The following is a 17,163-nucleotide window of genomic DNA, read 5'->3' as shown; positions in this document are numbered from 1 at the left end:
TAACTTACCGATAATGGATGATTCAGGCTGGCGGTGAACGGGCGCTGCCCACCGGCGTGAGTGGAGCAAGCCCGGTGCAGATGATGGACGCATGCTATGCTATACTCCGCGCCCAGTTAAATTCGCCGCCGCGCATGGGGCAACGTTTAGCCCGCGCGCGGTGCGCCAAAGCAGCTTGTATCAGGCTACGGCCTCAAAAAATCAGGAGAGAAAATGAGCAACGTTGATTTCACTACGTCTGCAAACCCGGAGATCTTGGCGACCGAGGTTGCCTGCCTCAAAGCCACGCTGACGCTGATCCTGAAGTCGATCGGCCAGGCCGACGCCGGGAAAGTTATCATCAACATGGAACGTTTTATCGCCCAGATTGAAGATCCCACCCAAGCGGAAATCTTCAAGAACAGCATTCAGCAAATCAAGCACGCTTACCGTCAGTAAGCGTTGCGTCTCAGGCCCGCGCTTCATGCGGGTCTGCTTTTCCCGCGTTACGCCACACCCCATTGATCTTGCACGTGCTTTCGGGCAGTGTGTTGGCTTTCTCCCACACCCGAGACCATTATGGGCATCCTTGTCAAAGCGCTGATCGGCGCACTGGTCGTGGTTCTGATCGGCCTGCTGGCCAAAACGCGCAACTATTATATCGCCGGTTTAGTTCCGCTTTTCCCCACTTTCGCCCTGATTGCGCACTACATTGTCGGCAACGAGCGTTCCATTGCGGCGCTGAAAACGACGCTGATTTTCGGCATGTGGGCAGTGCTGCCCTATCTGGTGTATTTGATTTCTCTGTATTTCCTGATTAACAGCCTGCGGCTGTCGTTGGCCCTGGGGGCGGCGGTGCTGTGCTGGATTGCGGCGGCGTGGCTATTAATTACGCTATGGGGATGGTGGCAAGGACGTTAACGCCCTTGCCCAGGCGGGGTTACGGTCGCCCCGCCTGCAAAACGAAACCGCGCTGCCGGTCACCGGCGATGCGCAGATAGCGGCTTTCACCGGCGCGCAGCGTCATCGGTATACTGCCTCCGGTATCACGCCAAATGCACAGGTGATTCTCGATCATATCTTGCCCGATACTGACCGAGATATTGCCTGGCGGCACGCGAAACTCTGCTTTTTCTTTCGCCTCCAGCGAAGCGGCAAACTCCCCATTCACATAGACGCCGGTGCGGCAGCTGCCTGCCAGCATTCCGCTGTCGCGAACCACCACCACCGTGGCGTAAGGCGTATCCGGGATATTCTGATAGAGCATCAGACGGCTCGGGGGCGGTAACTGAGCCTGTTGCGGCGGTATGGCTTGAGTCGCACATCCCGTTAACAGTGCAGAGGCAAATAACAACGCTGCGTAATGCTTCATCCTTGGCTCCTGAAGAAAATAATGCTTATCGTAACAAGAGAATAGCTGCCTCCAGTAGCATTCATGTCGCAGAGGCGAAAAAATCGGACAACTTCCCACGCCCCCACCACCCCGCAGGAATAAGAAGATTCTGCATTAAAGCTCTTGAAATAAAGGCGATTCTTGCAAATTTAAAACTTGACCATGCCACGTTGGATATCTGCCGCAAACGCACCGCTGACGTAACTGAAACCATCCGGCGTGACGTAAACCCGGGTATGGCCGGTCTCTGATAACACCGCCACCATATATCCCAGGCTGATCATTTCATGTGAAGGCACATTCATCGGGGTTAGAAATCCACGCCCGCGGCACCACTGATAAAAGCGAGTTCGCCCATATCCCAACACGGTGCCAACATCAGAGAGGTGCTTAAACGTATCATAATCCTCTGATGATGAAGGTAAACCGTCATGACTTTCAGGCGTTTTCTTTATCCCAGACAAAATAAACTCCTTTTTTGACTCTGTCGCTAACGGTTATCCTTCATCTGAGCTGAATTTAAAAAATCCAAATTTAAAATGCAAATGAATTCCCTGTAACTAAAAAGCCTTTCATGGATGAAATCTGAAAATAAAACCACAATAAAAAAACAGAAATAAAAAAATAAGGTATTAATACCGGGAATTAAATCTTAGGTATGGGTAAATATCCTAAATAAAAATGACATTAAAATAGGATAAGAAAATACTTAGCATGCATATTGTTTCCCTTCTCAAAATGATGCAATGGCGATCGGTATATTGCGGCAAAAAAGAGAATGGATAAAACCAGCGTCACGTCGCCCTCTCGTCGTGAGATCGCGATCCCTGCCGGCCTCCCTCAATTCGCCACATCCTCTCGCGACGCGGCGCTACCTCAATCATACCTAAACAATAACCATTATCATTTCCAATTGTTCCGTCAGTTTATTACACTTTCTCACCTCGCCAGTTAGGAACATTCCTAGGCGGCGAGCCCCAGGATAGAGAAAGAATTAGGGACACCATGAAGAATTGCCGTTGTTTGATTGTTTTGCCGTTATTGATGTTGACCGCCTGCACACAATGGGAAAGGCCCGGCGCGGTTGAGAGTACCCGGAATGCCGAATATGCCGAATGCCGTAGCCGCGGCTATGATCGCTTCCCCCCGGACGTGGTGCGGGACGTGGAGTTCAGCTACGAAAACAAATACATTCCTTGCGAGAAGAACAAGAAAGACTGCCCATCGGGATACCGCTATGACAAGGAACCGTCGATTAAAACAGTGCAGACCGATCGCAATCAGTCCGCCCGAGACGCCACCATCGAAGCCTGTATGTACGGCAAAGGCTGGCGTGAGAAAACCTACTATTGGCCGCAATGGTGATGCAGCGACGTAGGATTGGACTGAAACGTCACCGCAGCGATGCGCCATCAATTGGCATCGTCGCTGCAATGCCCTCCCAGAGCAACCAGCGTTTCCGCTCTGACCGGCGTTAAAGGCACACGCGGTGGCGGTAAAGGCCAGCCCAAAAGCTGCCTCGCCGCCGTCGCACAGACTTTGCCCTGGCAAGCCCCCATGCCACAACGGCTGCTCAACTTGGCCGTGTTCCAATCTGGCTGATGGCTAATTTGTTCCAGCATGACGTCTTCGCAGCGACACAGTATCGTTTGCGGTTTGGCCAGCGAATTCAAGCGATCATCAAGTGCAAAGGTGCTTGCCACCGCCGTGGCGAAACGTCGCCACTGCCGCCGCTGCGCCGCCAGGCGCTCTGCCTTTTCCCGCTGCCCAGTGGCAGCATAACCGGCGATAGCGCCTTCAGTGAGTGCCAATTCACTGCCGCCGATGCCGGTACACTCCCCGGCAGCAAAAATATGCGCCAGGCTGGTTTGCTGCCAATGATCCACCGCTACGGCGTCGTGTTCTATCCGACACCCCAGCAGCATCGCCAACTCAATATTCGCCACCAGGCCAAAACCGCAGGCCAACCTGTCGCAGGCGATCGTTCTCTCCCGCCCGCCGTTATTGACGTGCACCGAGGTTAAACGTTCCTGCCCCAACGCCGCCAGTACCCGGCTGCCGGCAAGGTAACGACGCGGCATCAGGGAAAACGCCTGACGCAGTTTGGCCGGCCAGCGCCACAGCCCGCCGGCGAACGCCGCCAACCGCCAAAGCGGCGCCTGTTCCGCCACCAGCACTACCTCGCCGCCGGCCTGTTTCACGCTGTTCGCCACCGCCAGCAACAGCGGACCACTGCCGGCGATCGCCACTCGCTCACCACGGATCGCCAGCCCCTGCTTGATTTGCGCCTGTAGACCACCGGCGCCGGTCACCCCCGGCCGCGTCCAGCCGGGAAACGGCAACAACAGTTCACGCGCGCCATTGCATAAAATCAGCTTCTGATAGCGAATCACGCCGCAGCCTTCGGCATCTTCATAGGCCAATCGGTTAGCGCCACACTGCGCCACCAGCTTGCAGCCGGACTGCAGCGCAATATTTTCCATCGTCGCCACCGCCTGCCGATAGCGGTTCGCCGTTTCAGGCAAAGCCACCTGCGGCCCATCGCGCCAGATTTGCCCGCCGGGATGCGGATTATCATCAATCATTCGCACCTGGCCACCACTTTCCGCTGCGGCCAGCGCCGCCGCCATGCCGGCCGGCCCGGCACCGACGATCAGCACCTCACAGTCGAAGTTACTCATCATCGCTCCTCTCAATGCGCATACCGGCTTGGCACAGCGTCTGGCACGCCAGACGACGCAGACCATTAATGGTCACCCGGCACTCCTGGCAAACGCCCATGCCGCAAAAGGGGGGGCGCGGTTGGTGAGAAATAGACAACCGACAACGATCGTCGCCACACAGGCTGAGTGCCGCAGCAACGCTAATGCCAACCGGCACCCGGCAGGGATCGCCATCGATGCTCAACGTAAGCGTGTTTTGTCCTTCATTCATACCGGCAGCTCCTCGGCAGCAAACGCCCGTGCCGCCAAATACGGGGTATCGTCAATCTCCGGCGTTTGCCGGCCGATCTGAGCAGTAATCAGCGCGGCGCTGCCGAGGGCAGTCGTGACGCCCAATCCCTCGTGCCCCAACGCCAGCCACAGCCAGGAATGCCGCGGATGCACGCCCAGCAGCGGCAGCCCGTCGACAGAGGCGGCGCGCAGCCCGGTCCAGCAGCGAATGATGTTCATCTGCGCCAGCGCGGGCAAGAAATGCTGCGCACGCGTGAGCATCGCCGCCAGCACTGGCATGTCCAACGCCGAATCGACGGCATCGAACTGGCGGGAAGAACCGATCAGCCATTGCCCGGTGGGCCGTGCCTGCACATTGAATGCCACCGATGTGCCGCCGCTGGCATGCGCGCTGGCACCGTATCCCAACTCCACCAACTGATGCCGCACCCGCGGCGGATAGCGATCGGTGATCGCCAGATGGCCCTTCTTGGCGTGCAGCAAAGTCTGCGGCAATAGGCTATTGGCCCTAAGGCCGCAGGCCAGGACCACCGTCGGCGCAGCCAGGCGCCTGCCGTCCGCCAGCCGCACAGCCCCCTCTTCCAGCGCGGCTGCTTCGCCATGCACCACGTCGATCGCCGCGCCACCGTCGGCCAATAGCCAGCGAGCCGCGAGCGGCGCATACAGAATGCCGTCGCCCGGCACCCGCAGCCCACCGGCCAGGCCGTGCCGCAGCATCGGCTCCATGGCGGCGATCTGCTCCGCCGTCAGCAATTCAGCGGCTACGCCCTGCTCCGCTAGCCGCGCCCGCTTTTGCTCGGCGATGGCCATTTCATCCGCTTTATCCGCCAGCCATAGCGTTCCGCAGCCGCGCCAGGCACACGCTTGCGGCATGCGCCCCGTCACTTCACGCCATAACCGCAGCGAATAAGCGCTCAACGCCAGCTCGGCCGGGTTGTCGTCCATGCACACCAGATGCCCCATGCCGGCGGCCGTAGCGCCGGCGCGGCGATCGTCCACCACCGAGACGCGATACCCTTCCCGCGCCAGCCACCAGGCGCAGGCGGCACCGATGATGCCGGCGCCGATCACGATGACATCGGCTTTCCGCCCGACGCCCATCAGCGTATTCCCCAGACAAAGGGATCGCGTTCGTCGAGCAGCAGTTGGCTATCGGCGCACACATAGGCTTGCCCGCGAATAAAGGGGGTAATGCGATCGCCATTCCGGCGATAGTAGGCCTGAAATTCGCTGCCGATCACGCTGGCCTGCCGCCACTGCGTGTCCGGCGGCAGCTTGCCGTCCGCCGCCAGACACGCCAGTTTGGCACTGGTGCCGGTGCCGCACGGGGAGCGATCGTAGGCTTTTCCAGGGCACAGCACGAAGCTGCGGCTGTCGGCCTGCGGATCGTCACCGAACAGTTCGATATGGTCTATCGCTCCGCCGTCTTCACCGCAGATACCCGCCTGCTCCAACGTCTGCCGCACCGCCCAGGTGAACGCGGTCAACGCCTCCAGATTTTGTTTATCGATGGGCAACGGCGACTCGCCGATCAGGAAGAACCAGTTGCCGCCCCAGGCGATGTCACCCGTCACCGGCCCGTAACCCGCCACCTCAAGCCGCACCTGGCGGCGGTAACGATAAGCCGCCACGTTCTCCACCGTGACGCTGCCGTCCTCGTGCAGCGTGGCGTTTACCGGGCCGACCGGGGTCTCTATCAGGTGACGCCCGGCGTGGATGCGCCCCAGGTGCGCCAGCGAAGCGATCAGCCCGATGGTGCCGTGCCCGCACATGCCCAGGTAGCCGCTGTTGTTAAAGAAGATCACGCCGGCGGTGGCCTGTGGCGAACAGGGGCGGCACAGCAACGCCCCCACCAACACGTCGTTACCGCGCGGCTCGAGCATCACCGCACAGCGCCAATCGTCATAATGTTGCGCGAAACGCGCCCGCCGTTCCGCCATGCTGCCCTCGCCAAGATCGGGAAAGCCTTCCACGATCAGGCGGGTCGGCTCTCCGCCGGTATGAGAATCGATCGCCCGCAAAGCGGTGATATGCGCAGAAAGTGCCATCGGCGTCTCCTGGGTTAATGAGATGTTACCAATGGCGTTAGCCTGAACGAATGTGGCCATTACGGCTTGATGCGTTTCGGCGCGGCAAATGAAGAAATCAGCACAGTGACAAAAGTCAGGCCTGACGCGTCACGGGCGCGCCCTTAACGAAAACCATAACAATAACTTATTTATCATAGTCTTAATTTCATGCTAAACCTCCCCGTGGCGAGAAGCGCCGCAGTTTTCAAGCAACCGCCACGCACCGCGCGGCAAAAGTATGCGGCAATCCGCATATTTGGCAGGCGGCCGGAAATAGCGCTTGATTCGTTAAAGAAAAGTTAATATTGATGCGAAGACATCAACCCGAGCCGCCTGTTTTTCCGGCTAACGACCGAAAAGGGACAGCTATGCGATTCACTTCAGACTATCAGCCTCCGGTTTCTCTCTCTCCGCCTTCGCTCGTGGGGCTGCCGGAGCAAGAGGACGTTTTCGCCGTTGAACATCTGTCGCGCCTGTGCGACGGCCTGGCGCAGCAGCGCCCGAACAACCTGCGCGATCTGCTGAATACGCTGGCGCTGATCGCGCCGCTGCTGAACGCGATCCCTAACGTGGTGTTCTTTATCAAAGACGCCCAGGCCCGCTACCTGCTGGCCAACCTGACGCTGGCCAGGCGCTGCGGTTTCAAAACTGTTACGCCGTTGCTGGGCAAGACCTCCGCCGACGTTTTTCCCGCCCAGCTCGGATCCGGCTACACCGAGCAGGATCTGCGGGTATTGCGCCACGGCGTGCTGATCCAGGATCAGTTGGAAATGCACCTGTACAACGGCCGCGAAACCGGCTGGTGCCTGACGCAAAAGCTGGCGCTGTACGACGCGCAGGGAAAAATCATCGGTATGGCGGGTATTTCTCACGATCTGCAGGAGGCCAGGGCCCATCACCCGGCCTACCAACGGCTGGCGGCGATCGACGTGCACATCCGCCGCCACTACGCACGGCCGATCGCGCTTGAGGAGCTAACGGCGCTGACCGGCTTGTCGGTGGCGCAGATCGAACGCTACTGCAAACGTATCTTCCACCTCACCCCGCGCCAGATGATCCACAAAGTACGGTTAGAAAAGGCCACGGAACTGCTGGCCGGCGATCTGCCGATCACCGACATCGCGCTGCTGTGCGGCTACACCGATCACAGCGCCTTCAGCCGTCAATTCAAAGCGATGACCGGCTCTACGCCGCGCGATTTCCGCCTGACGCTTTCCGCTTAATGCGCTGATTTATCTGGTTAACCCCCCTCTTTTCACGGTGCACCGGCGCCCGGTTTTTTCACGCCCGCTATTCGGCGCCATTGTGCCAATTTCGTCGCGGCAATCGGCGAAAAGCGTCAAGCCTCTCCGCGCAATACCGGTCAATCTGTCGGTGAGCCTTACCAAAGATTCACTTTTCATTAACACTTTCGGACGACAGGACAAACACGATGAGCCATAAAGCAATAAGCTGGAGCGGCGTATTCCCGGCGGTGACGACCCAGTTCCGCAACGATTTCTCTCTGGACCTCGATGCCACTCATACGGTGATTAAAAACCTGGTGCGCGACGGCGTCTCCGGCCTGGTGGTGTGCGGCACCGTCGGTGAAAACACCTCGATGACGGCGCAAGAGAAGCTGGCGGTGATCGAAGTGGCAAGAGACGCCGCCGACGGTAAAGTTCCGGTGATCGCCGGCATCGCCGAGTTCACCACCGCCTTCGCGCAGAACATGGCGCGTGAAGCGCAAAAGGCCGGCGTCGACGGGATTATGGTGATGCCGGCGCTGGTCTACTCCGCCAAGCCGCACGAAACCGCCGCGCACTTCCGCAGCGTCGCCGGCGCGACCGATCTGCCGATCATGGTCTACAACAATCCTCCCATTTACAAAAATGACGTCACGCCCGACATCCTGACCTCGCTGGTCGACTGCGAAAATATCGTGTGCTTCAAAGACTCTTCGGGCGACACCCGCCGCTTTATCGATCTGCGCAACGAAGTCGGCGATCGCTTCGTGCTGTTTGCCGGGTTGGACGATGTGGTGCTGGAAAGCCTCGCCGTTGGTGCGCAAGGTTGGATCTCCGGCATGTCCAATGCCTTCCCGCGCGAAGGAGAAACGCTGTTCCGGCTGGCGAAGGAAAAACGCTATGAGGAAGCCTTGGCGCTGTACAGCTGGTTTATGCCACTGCTGCACCTCGATGCCCGCCCCGATCTGGTGCAGTGCATCAAACTCTGCGAACAGCGGGTCGGCCGCGGCAGCGCCGTCACTCGTCCGCCGCGCCTGCCGCTGCAGGGCGAGACGCTCACCGAGATCAACGCCGTGATCGAGAAAGCGCTGGCCACTCGCCCTGCGCTGCCGAACGTCGGCCTGTAACACCTTCATCGCCCGGCCATGCCGGGCGTCATGCTTTCTCTACCGGGGGGAACCGATGCCCAACGATCGCTATGCCGCCATCAGCGGCCAACAATTTATCGGCGGCCAGCGCTGCGCCGCAGGGGAAGCGACGCTGCTCAGCCTGCGCGCCGACGACGGTGAGCCGACCGGCTACCGCTTCCACCAGGCCACGGCGGCAGAAACCGCCGCCGCCGCAGAAGCTGCCGCCGCGGCCTTTGCACCCTATTCGCAGCTCAGCGCGGAACAACGCGCGAACTTTCTCGACGCCATTGCCAAGGAGTTAGACGCGTTGGATGAGGCTTTCTTCGCCTTCGCCATGCAGGAAACCGCCTTGCCGCCGGCGCGGTTGAGCGGCGAACGAGCCAGAACCAGCGGCCAGATGCGGCTGTTCGCTACGCTGCTGCGGCGCGGCGACGTCGAGGGCGTGCGCATCGACTGCGCGCTGCCGCAGCGCTCCCCCCTGCCGCGCCCCGATCTACGTCAATACCGCACGGCGCTCGGCCCGGTGGCGGTATTCGGCGCCAGCAACTTCCCGCTGGCGTTCTCCACCGCGGGTGGCGATACCGCCGCCGCGCTCGCCGCCGGATGCCCGGTCGTGTTCAAGGCGCACAGCGGCCATATGATCACCGCCGAGCTGACCGCTCAGGCGATCGAGCGCGCCCGGAAACGCACGGGGATGCCTGCCGGCGTCTTCAACATGATCTTCGGCAACCGCGTGGGAGCCGACCTGGTACAACATCCGGCGATTCAGGCCGTGGGATTCACCGGCTCACTGCCAGGCGGTCGAGCGCTCTTCGATCTGGCGACGCAACGCCCCCAACCCATCCCGGTCTTCGCCGAAATGTCGAGCATCAACCCGGTCGTGATCCTGCCACAGGCGCTGGCGCGGCGCGGGCAGCATATCGCGCAGGAACTGGTCTCTTCCTTTACGCTCGGTTGCGGTCAGTTCTGCACCAAGCCCGGCGTGATCGTCGCGCTGCGTGGCGCCGCCTTCGATCGGCTGGCCGAAACGATGAGCGCCTTGGTCAACGCCGCCGAGCCGCAACCGATGCTGAATACCGGCACGCTGGAACACTACCGTCACGGGCTGGCGGCCCTCGATGCGCACCCGGGTATGCGCCGTCTGGCGGGCCGCGGCGAAATGCCCCCTCATCGGGCGACGGCACAGCTGTATCAAGCGGAGGAGGCGCTGCTGCTGCAGGCCGATCCGCTGCTGCAACAGGAGGTCTTCGGCCCGGCCAGCATCCTGGTCGCTGTAGATAGCGAAGCACAGCTGTACGCGGCGCTGGCGGCATTGCAAGGTCAGTTGACCGCCACGCTGCTGGCGGATGACGGCGATCTCGATATGGCCGCCGGGCTGACGACGTTGTTGGCGCGCAAAGCCGGCCGGGTGCTGTTCAACGGGTATCCGACCGGGGTAGAAGTGTGCGACGCCATGGTGCACGGCGGTCCCTATCCGGCGACCAGCGACGCACGCGGCACCTCGGTAGGCACGTTGGCCATCGAACGTTTCCTGCGGCCGGTCTGTTTGCAAAACACGCCAGCGGCGCTGTTGCCGCCACCGCTGCAGGACGCCAACCCGCTCAACCTTCTGCGGCTGATGAACGGCGTATTCACCCGAGATCCCCTGGTTTCACCTGCCCAAAATTAGCCCGGCCGCATCTGCCTGCCACTCAATAACAAAAGGGTAATACCATGACAACCCAAGGCAAATTCAAGAAGCAGCTTACGCTCACCGATCTGACGTTCATCGGTCTGGGCGCCATCTTCGGCTCCGGTTGGCTGTTCGCCGCCAGCCATGTCTCCTCCATCGCCGGCCCGGCCGGCATCTATTCCTGGCTGATCGGCGGCCTGGCGGTGCTGCTGCTCGGTATCGTCTACTGCGAACTGGGCGCCGCCCTGCCGCGCGCCGGCGGCATCATTCGCTATCCGGTGTTCTCGCACGGCGAGCTGATGGGTTATCTGCTGGGGTTTATCACGCTGATCGCCTTCTCCAGCCTGATCGCCATCGAAGTCGTCGCCGCCCGGCAATACGCCGCCGCTTGGTTCCCGTTCCTCAGCCAGCCGGGTTCCGGCGACCCTACGCCGATCGGCTGGCTGGTGCAGCTGGCGCTGCTGTGCTTTTTCTTCGCGCTCAACTACTACAGCGTCAAAACCTTCGCCAAATCCAATAACCTGATCAGCGTGCTGAAATTTCTGGTGCCGCTGCTGGTGATCGTGGTGTTGTTCAGCTTTTTCAAACCGGAAAACCTGCACAGCCAGGGCTTTGCTCCCTTCGGTTCCGCCGGGGTTGAGGCCGCCATTTCCGCCGGCGGCATCATCTTCGCCTACCTCGGCCTGACGCCGATCATTTCGGTCGCCAGCGAGGTGCAAAGGCCGCAGCGCACCATTCCCATCGCGCTGATCCTGTCGGTGGTGCTGTCCACCATCATCTATGTGCTGCTGCAGATAGCGTTTCTCGGCAGTATCCCCAGCGAGATGCTGAGCGGCGGCTGGGCCGGTATCAGCCAACAGTTCTCCCTGCCGTTCCGCGATATCGCCATCACGCTGGGCATGGGATGGTTGGCATTTCTGGTGGTCAGCGACGCGATCGTTTCACCGAGCGGCACCGGCAATATCTATATGAACGCCACGCCTCGCGTAATCTACGGTTGGGCGCGCGCCGGCACCTTCTTCAAACTGTTCACCCGGGTAGATGGCGAGTCCGGCATTCCCCGCCCGGCGCTGTGGCTGACCTTCGCTCTCTCGGTATTCTGGACGCTGCCGTTCCCGTCGTGGGAAAAGCTGATCGGCGTGGTGTCCGCCGCGCTGGTACTGAGCTACGCCATCGCCCCGGTCACCGCCGCCGGGCTGCGGCGCAATGCGCCCGATATGCCGCGTCCGTTCCGGGTGCGCGCTTTCTGCGTGCTCGGCCCGTTGTCGTTTATCATTTCGGCGCTGATCGTCTTCTGGTCCGGCTGGGATACCGTCTCCTGGCTGCTCGGTTTGCAGATCCTGATGTTCTTCATCTACATCCTGTTCAAAAATCAGGTGCCGACCCACGCCGTTAGCCTCCGGCAGCAAATTTGGTCCTCGCTGTGGCTGATCGTCTTCTATGCGCTGGTGATCGCACTCTCCTACCTCAGCAGCTTCGGCGGCATCGGCGCCATTGCCCACCCGTGGGACACCCTTACCATGGCGGTGATTGCGCTGGCGGTTTACTACTGGGGCGCCTATACCTGTTTACCCCAGGCCAATTTTATCGGCGATGAAGAAGAATGAACCCAGGGAGGACATCAAAATGACATCCATGCACGTTCTGTCGCTGGAACAGGCTTATCAACTGGCGTTGCGCGCACTGCGCAGCAACGGTTTCAATCAGGCGCATGCCGAGGCGGTAGCGCAAAATGTCACCCAGGGTGAACGCGACGGCTGCGCTTCGCACGGGTTGTACCGGCTCTTGGGCTGCGTGCGATCGCTGCAGGCAGGCAAGGTTTCTGCCGATGCGATACCCAGGCTGTTCGACCAGGCGCCGGCTATCTTGCGCGCCGATGCCGGCGGCGCGTTTTCTCTGCTGGCCTACCGCACCGCTCTGCCGGCCTTTATCGATAAGGTGCGCACCAACGGTATCGCCGCGTTGGCGATCAACCGCTGCGTGCACTTCTCCGCGCTGTGGGCCGACATCGAACCGCTGACCGAGCAGGGGTTGGTGGCCTTGGCCTGCACGCCCAGCCACGCCTGGGTGACGCCGGCCGGCGGTTCGCGCCCGCTGTTCGGCACCAACCCCATCGCCTTCGGCTGGCCGCGCCCGGATCGGCCGCCGTTTTTGTTCGACATGGCCACCAGCGCGACGGCGCGCGGCGAAATCGAATTGCATCGCCGCGCAGGCACCCCGCTGCCTGAAGGCTGGGGCATTGATAAGGCAGGCAATCCGTCCACCGATGCCGCCAGCGTGTTGGAGGGCGCAATGCTGACCTTCGGCGGACATAAGGGCTCGGCGCTGGCGGCGATGGTTGAATTGTTGGCCGGGCCGCTGATCGGCGATATGACCAGCAAGGAATCGCTGGCCTACGACGACGGCACCGGTTCGTCGCCTTACGGCGGTGAACTGATCATCGCGTTGGATCCTGAACGTTTTCTCGGTGCGGATAAGGCGAAATATTTCGCCAGCGCAGAGGCGATGTTTGCTGATATGCAGGCGCAAGGCGCACGCATCCCCGGCGAACGCCGTTATCGGCAGCGGAGGCTGAGCGAACAAGACGGCGTGGAGATCCCCAGAACGCTGTTCGACGAAATCGTGGCGCTGTGCGATTAGCGCCGGATTGATTCCCTCGCGCCGGCAATTCGGCGCGAGGCGAGTTTTACCCTGCCTGAGCCAAGTCGCTGTGCAGACGCTTGCGCCATACCGGTTTGGTATCCCAGCGGGCGAAGTGTTTCGCCTCTTTACCCGACTGCACCTGATGCCACATGTCTTCTTGCCACCGGATCGGTTCCTTTCCTCGCAACGTTGGGCGGGTCTGTTTAATCGTCCGTTGCAAAATGCCCGCTTCCTTAGCGGTAATGGGCGGCGCCTGTCTGGCGGCGTCCAGCGCCCGGCGGCCCAACGGCTCCATCACCCGGTACAACACGTTGACCTGCTGCTGCGTCGCCTGCTGGTTAGTGCTCATCCCCTTACCCGACCAACCGTCGAAATTTTCACCGGGATCGTCTCCCTGCGCACGATATTCATTACCCGGCCCCTCGACGATATTCCATCCTTGCCAGGTCACCAAAGTGTGTAATCCATCGCGATCCTGCAGGTTTTTATTCTTGATCTGTTTGAGCACCTCGGCGCGGTTTGGCACACCGATCAGGTTCATAAACTCGTCCAGCGCGTCCCAATGCTGCCCCGCGACCAGACCATTCCAGACATTACGCAAACAGTTCCAGGGAATGGTGTGATGCCAGGTCAGCGTGATAAGCGGTTTGGTTGACGCGTGTTGCCAACGGCTCGGTTCACTGCCCCGATCGCCTCTGATGATCCCATCGACTTCTAATGGCATAGCTGCCCCTCTTCTGGCTGAGATGAAGAATATGCGCAAGGCCGGTGGCCCGGTTGGCATAAAAACGTCAGCTAAAATCGTAGCAGCTCAGGCTGAGATGGCAATAAAACGCCAGGCACGCTCTGCAGCCGACTGGCAAACGCAGAACGCGCCCGAAAACGGTGGGCTTAAAACGGATTATCTGACGACCATCACCGAAATATTGGCATGGCGAACGATAGCAGCAGCGTTAGACCCCAGCAGATAGGTTTTCACGCTCGGGCGGCGCGAACCGATGATGATCAGATCGGCGTCGATCTCTTCTGCCAGCTCCAGCGCCTGATCGCGCGCAGAGCCGAAGCTGACGGTGTAATTAAGGCGATCCAACGGCAGATCGATTTCCGACATGATTTTCTTCAGTTTATCCACCGCCTTCACTTCCGCCTGATTCTCAAACTCCTTGAGACCGAACGAATAGGCAGTAACAAAAGCCGAAGCATCCGGCAGCGCATGGAAGAAATGCACTTTAGCGCCGGACATCTTCGCCAAGTATTCCACATGCTTCAGCGCATGCTCGGTCAACAGATCCTCTTCAATATCGATCGGCACCAAAATAGTCTTGTACATATCACGTCCTTTCTATGTAAACCGGGTGCCTACAGAATACTGCCGCGCACGGGCGCGGTGAATCGCTTTATCACGCTTTTGTGATCGGGGGTAAATACTGATAAGGATAGTTCTTAATTTAACAAAATATAAACATCGCGCCGCTAACGGATAGGCGATTAATTATTTAATACTCGAGATTAAATCAGCTGCAAATAAACCGCTTTGGCGGTAGCGGCGGTCTTATTAGCGACAGAAAGTTTTTTAATCGAGTTGCCGATATGGAAATTGACCGTGCGCTCGCTCACTCCCATCAACAGCGCGATCTCTTCCGCCGTTTTCCCTTCGCTGCACCAGCGCAAGATGTCTTTTTCGCGCAGCGTCAGCACATCTTTTATCGCGTCGTCATTCACCGATATCAAGGCTTCACGCAGCGTTTTATGGGCGGTTTGCGCCAGCCAAAGGAAAAAAGTTTCATTTACTGCGCGCGCTTGCGGCGCTTGCTCGGGTAGTGCTTTACCGGCAAACGTCAGGATCCCCAGCCGGCCATAGCAATCCTTAACCGACTGCGACCAACCTGCGCACAGGCCGAATTGCGCCATATGCCGCCAAAGCGTCGGCCGCTCGTGATAAAAGCTTTCGTCCCACTGGAACTGCAGCGTGGAATGGTGAGCGCGCTCAATAACCGGATCCTGCAAATACACCCGCTGCCGCCGATAATCCTCGAGATAGTTCGCTGAAAAATTCCCTTCGATCAGCATTTTGGGGCGGCTGGCCGGATAACAGGAAAACACGATATAGGAGAAGTAATCAAACCCTAACGCCTCGGCGCAGGGCTCCAGCTGCGTCAGAAAGCATTCGCGATCGGCCAGGCTGCCAATTACCTCCGCCATGAGCCGTTGAGTGCGGGTATCCATAACGCAGGTTCTCCAGATAGCGATGCCGATTTATCGATAGGTCAGACTCACTATAGAATATCGTCGCCCGGCGCCAGTAGCCGTTTCATATAATAAAAAATACCAACGCTATAACGAAAACAGCTATTCCCTTTAAAATAAGCCTTTTATTGCACCGAATTGGAAAACTGCGCGAATAGCATAATCTCCTCGGCACGTAAACCTGTCATTTCTACCGTTAGACAGCCGGGACACCGCCAATTACTTTCCAGACAGGCACCCAGTGCCGCCGTAAATCCAAAGAGATAATAAGCATTTGCGAATTTCGCATGGCATACAGTGACGGGGATTTTCTATGGCAGAAAGTAATGCGGCAATTCAGTCGGCTGCGATTATCGGCGCGGGAACGATGGGCAGAGGCATCGCTTATCTTTTCGCGCAAAAAGGCATTCGCACGGTGCTTTATAATCGCAACGGCAATACCCTCAGTCAGGCTCGCGACTATATCGAGCTAGACCTGAACAAGAAAGTCGAACAGGGCAAGATCGCGCTGCAGGATAAAGGCGCGGTGTTGGCCAATCTGGTGTTCACCTCGGTATTTGAGACCATTGCCGACAGCGAGCTGGTGATAGAAACCATCGCCGAGCAAGAGCAAACCAAACTTGAGGTGCTGGCGACCATCGCCGCTGCAGTCAAGCCCGACACGCTGATCGCCACCAATACCTCCTCACTGTCGCTAAATAAGCTGGCAACCGCGGTGACGCACAGCGAGCGGTTTATCGGTTTGCACTTTTTCAACCCCGCGCCGCTGATGAAACTGATTGAAATCATCCCGGCCTACTGTACCGCATACGCCACCACGGAGCGTTGCCGCCAGCTGGTGGCCGCGTTGGGGAAACGTGACGTCGTCTGCCAGGCCACGCCGGGGTTTATCGTCAACCGCATGGCCCGCCCCTACTACCTGGAAGGGTTCCGCCTATTGGAAGAACACGTGGCGCACGCGCCGCAGATCGACCGTGCCCTCAAGGCCGGTGGGCACTTTCGTATGGGGCCACTCGAACTGACCGATTTTATCGGCCAGGACATCAACTATCAGGTCAGTCGGCAAATCTGGCAGGACATGCAATACGACGCGCGCTATACCCCCGGCCACCTGCAGCGTTCGCTGGTCGATGCCGGTCTATTGGGAAAAAAGAACGGCCGCTCCTATTTTGCCGTCGAAGAAAACGCCCCGCCGGTGATGGCCGCCACCGATGCAGACATTGAGACGCTGCACGTTTACGGCGAACACCCTTTTTTTACCCTGTTACAACAGCGGGCCGCGCTTCAGTGGCCACGGCTGCGCGTGGAACAACGGCCGGCATTACCGGGCCTGGGGCCGGCCGTCCGGATCAATGACGCTTTCACCATCAGCATCACCGATGGCCGCACGGCAAACCAGCTGGCCGAGCAGACGGCGGCGGATGCCTTTGTGGTCGATGTTGCCCTGAATTACGCCGACACGGCGTATCTGGTGGCAGCGCACAGCCGCCACGCCTCTGGGGCCAATAAAGCGCTGTTCTTACGCCTGCTGCACACGGCAATCCCGCAGGTTGAATTTATCAAGGATTCCCCGGCCTTGATCGTCGCCCGCGTCCTCAGCAGCCTAATCAACGAGTCGGTGATCATGGTGGAAAGCGGCGTCTGCAGCCGGGAAGACATCGATGTCGCCGCCGTCGCCGGCGTTAACTACGCCGACGGCATTTTCGGCTGGCTCGATAGCCTGGGGGAGAAAAACGTCAGGACGACGCTGAGCAACCTGGCGCAGTTGCTGCACGCGGCGCGCTATGCGCCGCATTACACCCTTCTGCACGCCGCGCAACCGGCGCTGACGACAACGCCTTAAGGATTAA

Annotated in this window: 18 protein-coding genes; 9 read left to right on the top strand and 9 right to left on the bottom strand. The window is 59.4% G+C overall.

Going from position 1 to position 17,163, the window contains the following annotated elements; genetic code table 11:
- Positions 1 to 213 precede the first annotated feature (213 nt).
- Together ACJ8QI_RS05080 and ACJ8QI_RS05075 are read left to right on the top strand one after the other, a co-directional pair.
- Complete coding sequence (locus tag ACJ8QI_RS05080; RefSeq protein ID WP_004927950.1) at positions 214 to 438, top strand: DUF2594 family protein; 225 nt, start codon at positions 214 to 216, stop codon at positions 436 to 438.
- 120 nt (positions 439 to 558) lie between these two features.
- Positions 559 to 900 carry a GlpM family protein gene (locus ACJ8QI_RS05075; RefSeq protein ID WP_038875376.1) on the top strand — a complete coding sequence of 114 codons (342 nt, stop codon included), beginning with the start codon at positions 559 to 561 and terminating at the stop codon, positions 898 to 900.
- A gap of 19 nt (positions 901 to 919) precedes the next feature.
- Here ACJ8QI_RS05075 and ACJ8QI_RS05070 read toward each other — a convergent pair whose 3' ends face one another.
- Both ACJ8QI_RS05070 and ACJ8QI_RS05065 read right to left on the bottom strand, forming a co-directional pair.
- Positions 920 to 1,351: a hypothetical protein gene (locus tag ACJ8QI_RS05070; RefSeq protein WP_038875373.1), complete on the bottom strand. Its 432-nt coding sequence runs from the start codon at positions 1,349 to 1,351 to the stop codon at positions 920 to 922.
- 170 nt (positions 1,352 to 1,521) lie between these two features.
- A complete protein-coding gene (locus ACJ8QI_RS05065) occupies positions 1,522 to 1,836 on the bottom strand; it encodes a hypothetical protein (protein WP_060419594.1) in 315 nt (104 codons plus the stop codon).
- Positions 1,837 to 2,377: 541 nt separating this feature from the next.
- Between ACJ8QI_RS05065 and ACJ8QI_RS05060 the strand changes: the two genes are divergently transcribed.
- On the top strand, positions 2,378 to 2,737 hold the full coding sequence (locus tag ACJ8QI_RS05060; RefSeq protein ID WP_004927961.1) for a hypothetical protein: 360 nt from the start codon (positions 2,378 to 2,380) through the stop codon (positions 2,735 to 2,737).
- 47 nt (positions 2,738 to 2,784) lie between these two features.
- Here ACJ8QI_RS05060 and ACJ8QI_RS05055 read toward each other — a convergent pair whose 3' ends face one another.
- From ACJ8QI_RS05055 to ACJ8QI_RS05040, 4 genes are read right to left on the bottom strand one after another with little or no spacing between them, the layout of a single operon-like run.
- Positions 2,785 to 4,053, bottom strand: a complete 1,269-nt coding sequence (locus tag ACJ8QI_RS05055; protein ID WP_442532162.1) for an FAD-dependent oxidoreductase — start codon at positions 4,051 to 4,053, stop codon at positions 2,785 to 2,787.
- Positions 4,046 to 4,306: a (2Fe-2S)-binding protein gene (locus ACJ8QI_RS05050; protein ID WP_084826452.1), complete on the bottom strand. Its 261-nt coding sequence runs from the start codon at positions 4,304 to 4,306 to the stop codon at positions 4,046 to 4,048. Before ACJ8QI_RS05050 ends, ACJ8QI_RS05055 begins: the two co-directional genes overlap by 8 nt.
- A complete protein-coding gene (locus tag ACJ8QI_RS05045; RefSeq protein WP_060440233.1) occupies positions 4,303 to 5,427 on the bottom strand; it encodes an NAD(P)/FAD-dependent oxidoreductase in 1,125 nt (374 codons plus the stop codon). The genes ACJ8QI_RS05050 and ACJ8QI_RS05045 overlap by 4 nt, the downstream gene beginning before the upstream one ends.
- Complete coding sequence (locus ACJ8QI_RS05040) at positions 5,427 to 6,374, bottom strand: 4-hydroxyproline epimerase (protein ID WP_060419601.1); 948 nt, start codon at positions 6,372 to 6,374, stop codon at positions 5,427 to 5,429. Before ACJ8QI_RS05040 ends, ACJ8QI_RS05045 begins: the two co-directional genes overlap by 1 nt.
- 389 nt (positions 6,375 to 6,763) lie before the next feature.
- Between ACJ8QI_RS05040 and ACJ8QI_RS05035 the strand changes: the two genes are divergently transcribed.
- The 5 genes from ACJ8QI_RS05035 (at position 6,764) to ACJ8QI_RS05015 (ending at position 13,063) form a co-directional block, all read left to right on the top strand.
- On the top strand, positions 6,764 to 7,618 hold the full coding sequence (locus ACJ8QI_RS05035; protein WP_060419604.1) for an AraC family transcriptional regulator: 855 nt from the start codon (positions 6,764 to 6,766) through the stop codon (positions 7,616 to 7,618).
- A gap of 209 nt (positions 7,619 to 7,827) precedes the next feature.
- On the top strand, positions 7,828 to 8,748 hold the full coding sequence (locus ACJ8QI_RS05030; RefSeq protein ID WP_060419606.1) for a dihydrodipicolinate synthase family protein: 921 nt from the start codon (positions 7,828 to 7,830) through the stop codon (positions 8,746 to 8,748).
- Positions 8,749 to 8,803: 55 nt separating this feature from the next.
- The gene (locus tag ACJ8QI_RS05025) at positions 8,804 to 10,420 is read left to right on the top strand and encodes an aldehyde dehydrogenase (NADP(+)) (RefSeq protein ID WP_442532161.1); all 1,617 of its coding nucleotides are present in this window, start codon (positions 8,804 to 8,806) and stop codon (positions 10,418 to 10,420) included.
- A gap of 44 nt (positions 10,421 to 10,464) precedes the next feature.
- Positions 10,465 to 12,030, top strand: coding sequence for an APC family permease (locus ACJ8QI_RS05020; protein ID WP_063989483.1), 1,566 nt, complete (start codon positions 10,465 to 10,467; stop codon positions 12,028 to 12,030).
- A gap of 19 nt (positions 12,031 to 12,049) precedes the next feature.
- Complete coding sequence (locus ACJ8QI_RS05015; RefSeq protein ID WP_089185785.1) at positions 12,050 to 13,063, top strand: Ldh family oxidoreductase; 1,014 nt, start codon at positions 12,050 to 12,052, stop codon at positions 13,061 to 13,063.
- Positions 13,064 to 13,109: 46 nt separating this feature from the next.
- Here ACJ8QI_RS05015 and ACJ8QI_RS05010 read toward each other — a convergent pair whose 3' ends face one another.
- The 3 genes from ACJ8QI_RS05010 to ACJ8QI_RS05000 all read right to left on the bottom strand — a co-directional run bounded on the left by ACJ8QI_RS05010 (position 13,110) and on the right by ACJ8QI_RS05000 (position 15,292).
- Positions 13,110 to 13,790 carry a hypothetical protein gene (locus ACJ8QI_RS05010; RefSeq protein ID WP_060419615.1) on the bottom strand — a complete coding sequence of 227 codons (681 nt, stop codon included), beginning with the start codon at positions 13,788 to 13,790 and terminating at the stop codon, positions 13,110 to 13,112.
- A gap of 177 nt (positions 13,791 to 13,967) precedes the next feature.
- Positions 13,968 to 14,396 (bottom strand): universal stress protein, encoded by a 429-nt coding sequence (locus tag ACJ8QI_RS05005; RefSeq protein ID WP_019456450.1) that lies wholly within the window; start codon positions 14,394 to 14,396, stop codon positions 13,968 to 13,970.
- 179 nt (positions 14,397 to 14,575) lie between these two features.
- On the bottom strand, positions 14,576 to 15,292 hold the full coding sequence (locus ACJ8QI_RS05000) for an autoinducer binding domain-containing protein (protein ID WP_060440239.1): 717 nt from the start codon (positions 15,290 to 15,292) through the stop codon (positions 14,576 to 14,578).
- Between the two features lie 334 nt (positions 15,293 to 15,626).
- On the opposite strand from ACJ8QI_RS05000, the gene ACJ8QI_RS04995 reads away from it, so the two are divergent.
- A complete protein-coding gene (locus ACJ8QI_RS04995; protein WP_442532160.1) occupies positions 15,627 to 17,156 on the top strand; it encodes a 3-hydroxyacyl-CoA dehydrogenase NAD-binding domain-containing protein in 1,530 nt (509 codons plus the stop codon).
- Positions 17,157 to 17,163: the final 7 nt, after the last annotated feature.

Origin of the sequence: Serratia sp. CY84636, from assembly GCF_052166245.1 — a bacterium.
GTDB classification, from domain to species: Bacteria; Pseudomonadota; Gammaproteobacteria; order Enterobacterales; family Enterobacteriaceae; genus Serratia; species Serratia nevei.
The sequence above is the reverse complement of the archived record's forward strand: the minus strand, read 5'-3'. Positions and strand labels throughout refer to the sequence as shown.

Excerpts from the sequence above, each read along its gene's own strand:
- ACJ8QI_RS05080 (WP_004927950.1), top strand. The coding sequence starts at position 214 with ATGAGCAACGTTGATTTCACTACGTCTGCAAACCCGGAGATCTTGGCG.
- ACJ8QI_RS05075 (WP_038875376.1), top strand. The coding sequence starts at position 559 with ATGGGCATCCTTGTCAAAGCGCTGATCGGCGCACTGGTCGTGGTTCTG.
- ACJ8QI_RS05070 (WP_038875373.1), bottom strand. The coding sequence starts at position 1,351 with ATGAAGCATTACGCAGCGTTGTTATTTGCCTCTGCACTGTTAACGGGA.
- ACJ8QI_RS05060 (WP_004927961.1), top strand. The coding sequence starts at position 2,378 with ATGAAGAATTGCCGTTGTTTGATTGTTTTGCCGTTATTGATGTTGACC.
- ACJ8QI_RS05055 (WP_442532162.1), bottom strand. The coding sequence starts at position 4,053 with ATGAGTAACTTCGACTGTGAGGTGCTGATCGTCGGTGCCGGGCCGGCC.
- ACJ8QI_RS05050 (WP_084826452.1), bottom strand. The coding sequence starts at position 4,306 with ATGAATGAAGGACAAAACACGCTTACGTTGAGCATCGATGGCGATCCC.
- ACJ8QI_RS05045 (WP_060440233.1), bottom strand. The coding sequence starts at position 5,427 with ATGGGCGTCGGGCGGAAAGCCGATGTCATCGTGATCGGCGCCGGCATC.
- ACJ8QI_RS05040 (WP_060419601.1), bottom strand. The coding sequence starts at position 6,374 with ATGGCACTTTCTGCGCATATCACCGCTTTGCGGGCGATCGATTCTCAT.
- ACJ8QI_RS05035 (WP_060419604.1), top strand. The coding sequence starts at position 6,764 with ATGCGATTCACTTCAGACTATCAGCCTCCGGTTTCTCTCTCTCCGCCT.
- ACJ8QI_RS05030 (WP_060419606.1), top strand. The coding sequence starts at position 7,828 with ATGAGCCATAAAGCAATAAGCTGGAGCGGCGTATTCCCGGCGGTGACG.
- ACJ8QI_RS05025 (WP_442532161.1), top strand. The coding sequence starts at position 8,804 with ATGCCCAACGATCGCTATGCCGCCATCAGCGGCCAACAATTTATCGGC.
- ACJ8QI_RS05020 (WP_063989483.1), top strand. The coding sequence starts at position 10,465 with ATGACAACCCAAGGCAAATTCAAGAAGCAGCTTACGCTCACCGATCTG.
- ACJ8QI_RS05015 (WP_089185785.1), top strand. The coding sequence starts at position 12,050 with ATGACATCCATGCACGTTCTGTCGCTGGAACAGGCTTATCAACTGGCG.
- ACJ8QI_RS05010 (WP_060419615.1), bottom strand. The coding sequence starts at position 13,790 with ATGCCATTAGAAGTCGATGGGATCATCAGAGGCGATCGGGGCAGTGAA.
- ACJ8QI_RS05005 (WP_019456450.1), bottom strand. The coding sequence starts at position 14,396 with ATGTACAAGACTATTTTGGTGCCGATCGATATTGAAGAGGATCTGTTG.
- ACJ8QI_RS05000 (WP_060440239.1), bottom strand. The coding sequence starts at position 15,292 with ATGGATACCCGCACTCAACGGCTCATGGCGGAGGTAATTGGCAGCCTG.
- ACJ8QI_RS04995 (WP_442532160.1), top strand. The coding sequence starts at position 15,627 with ATGGCAGAAAGTAATGCGGCAATTCAGTCGGCTGCGATTATCGGCGCG.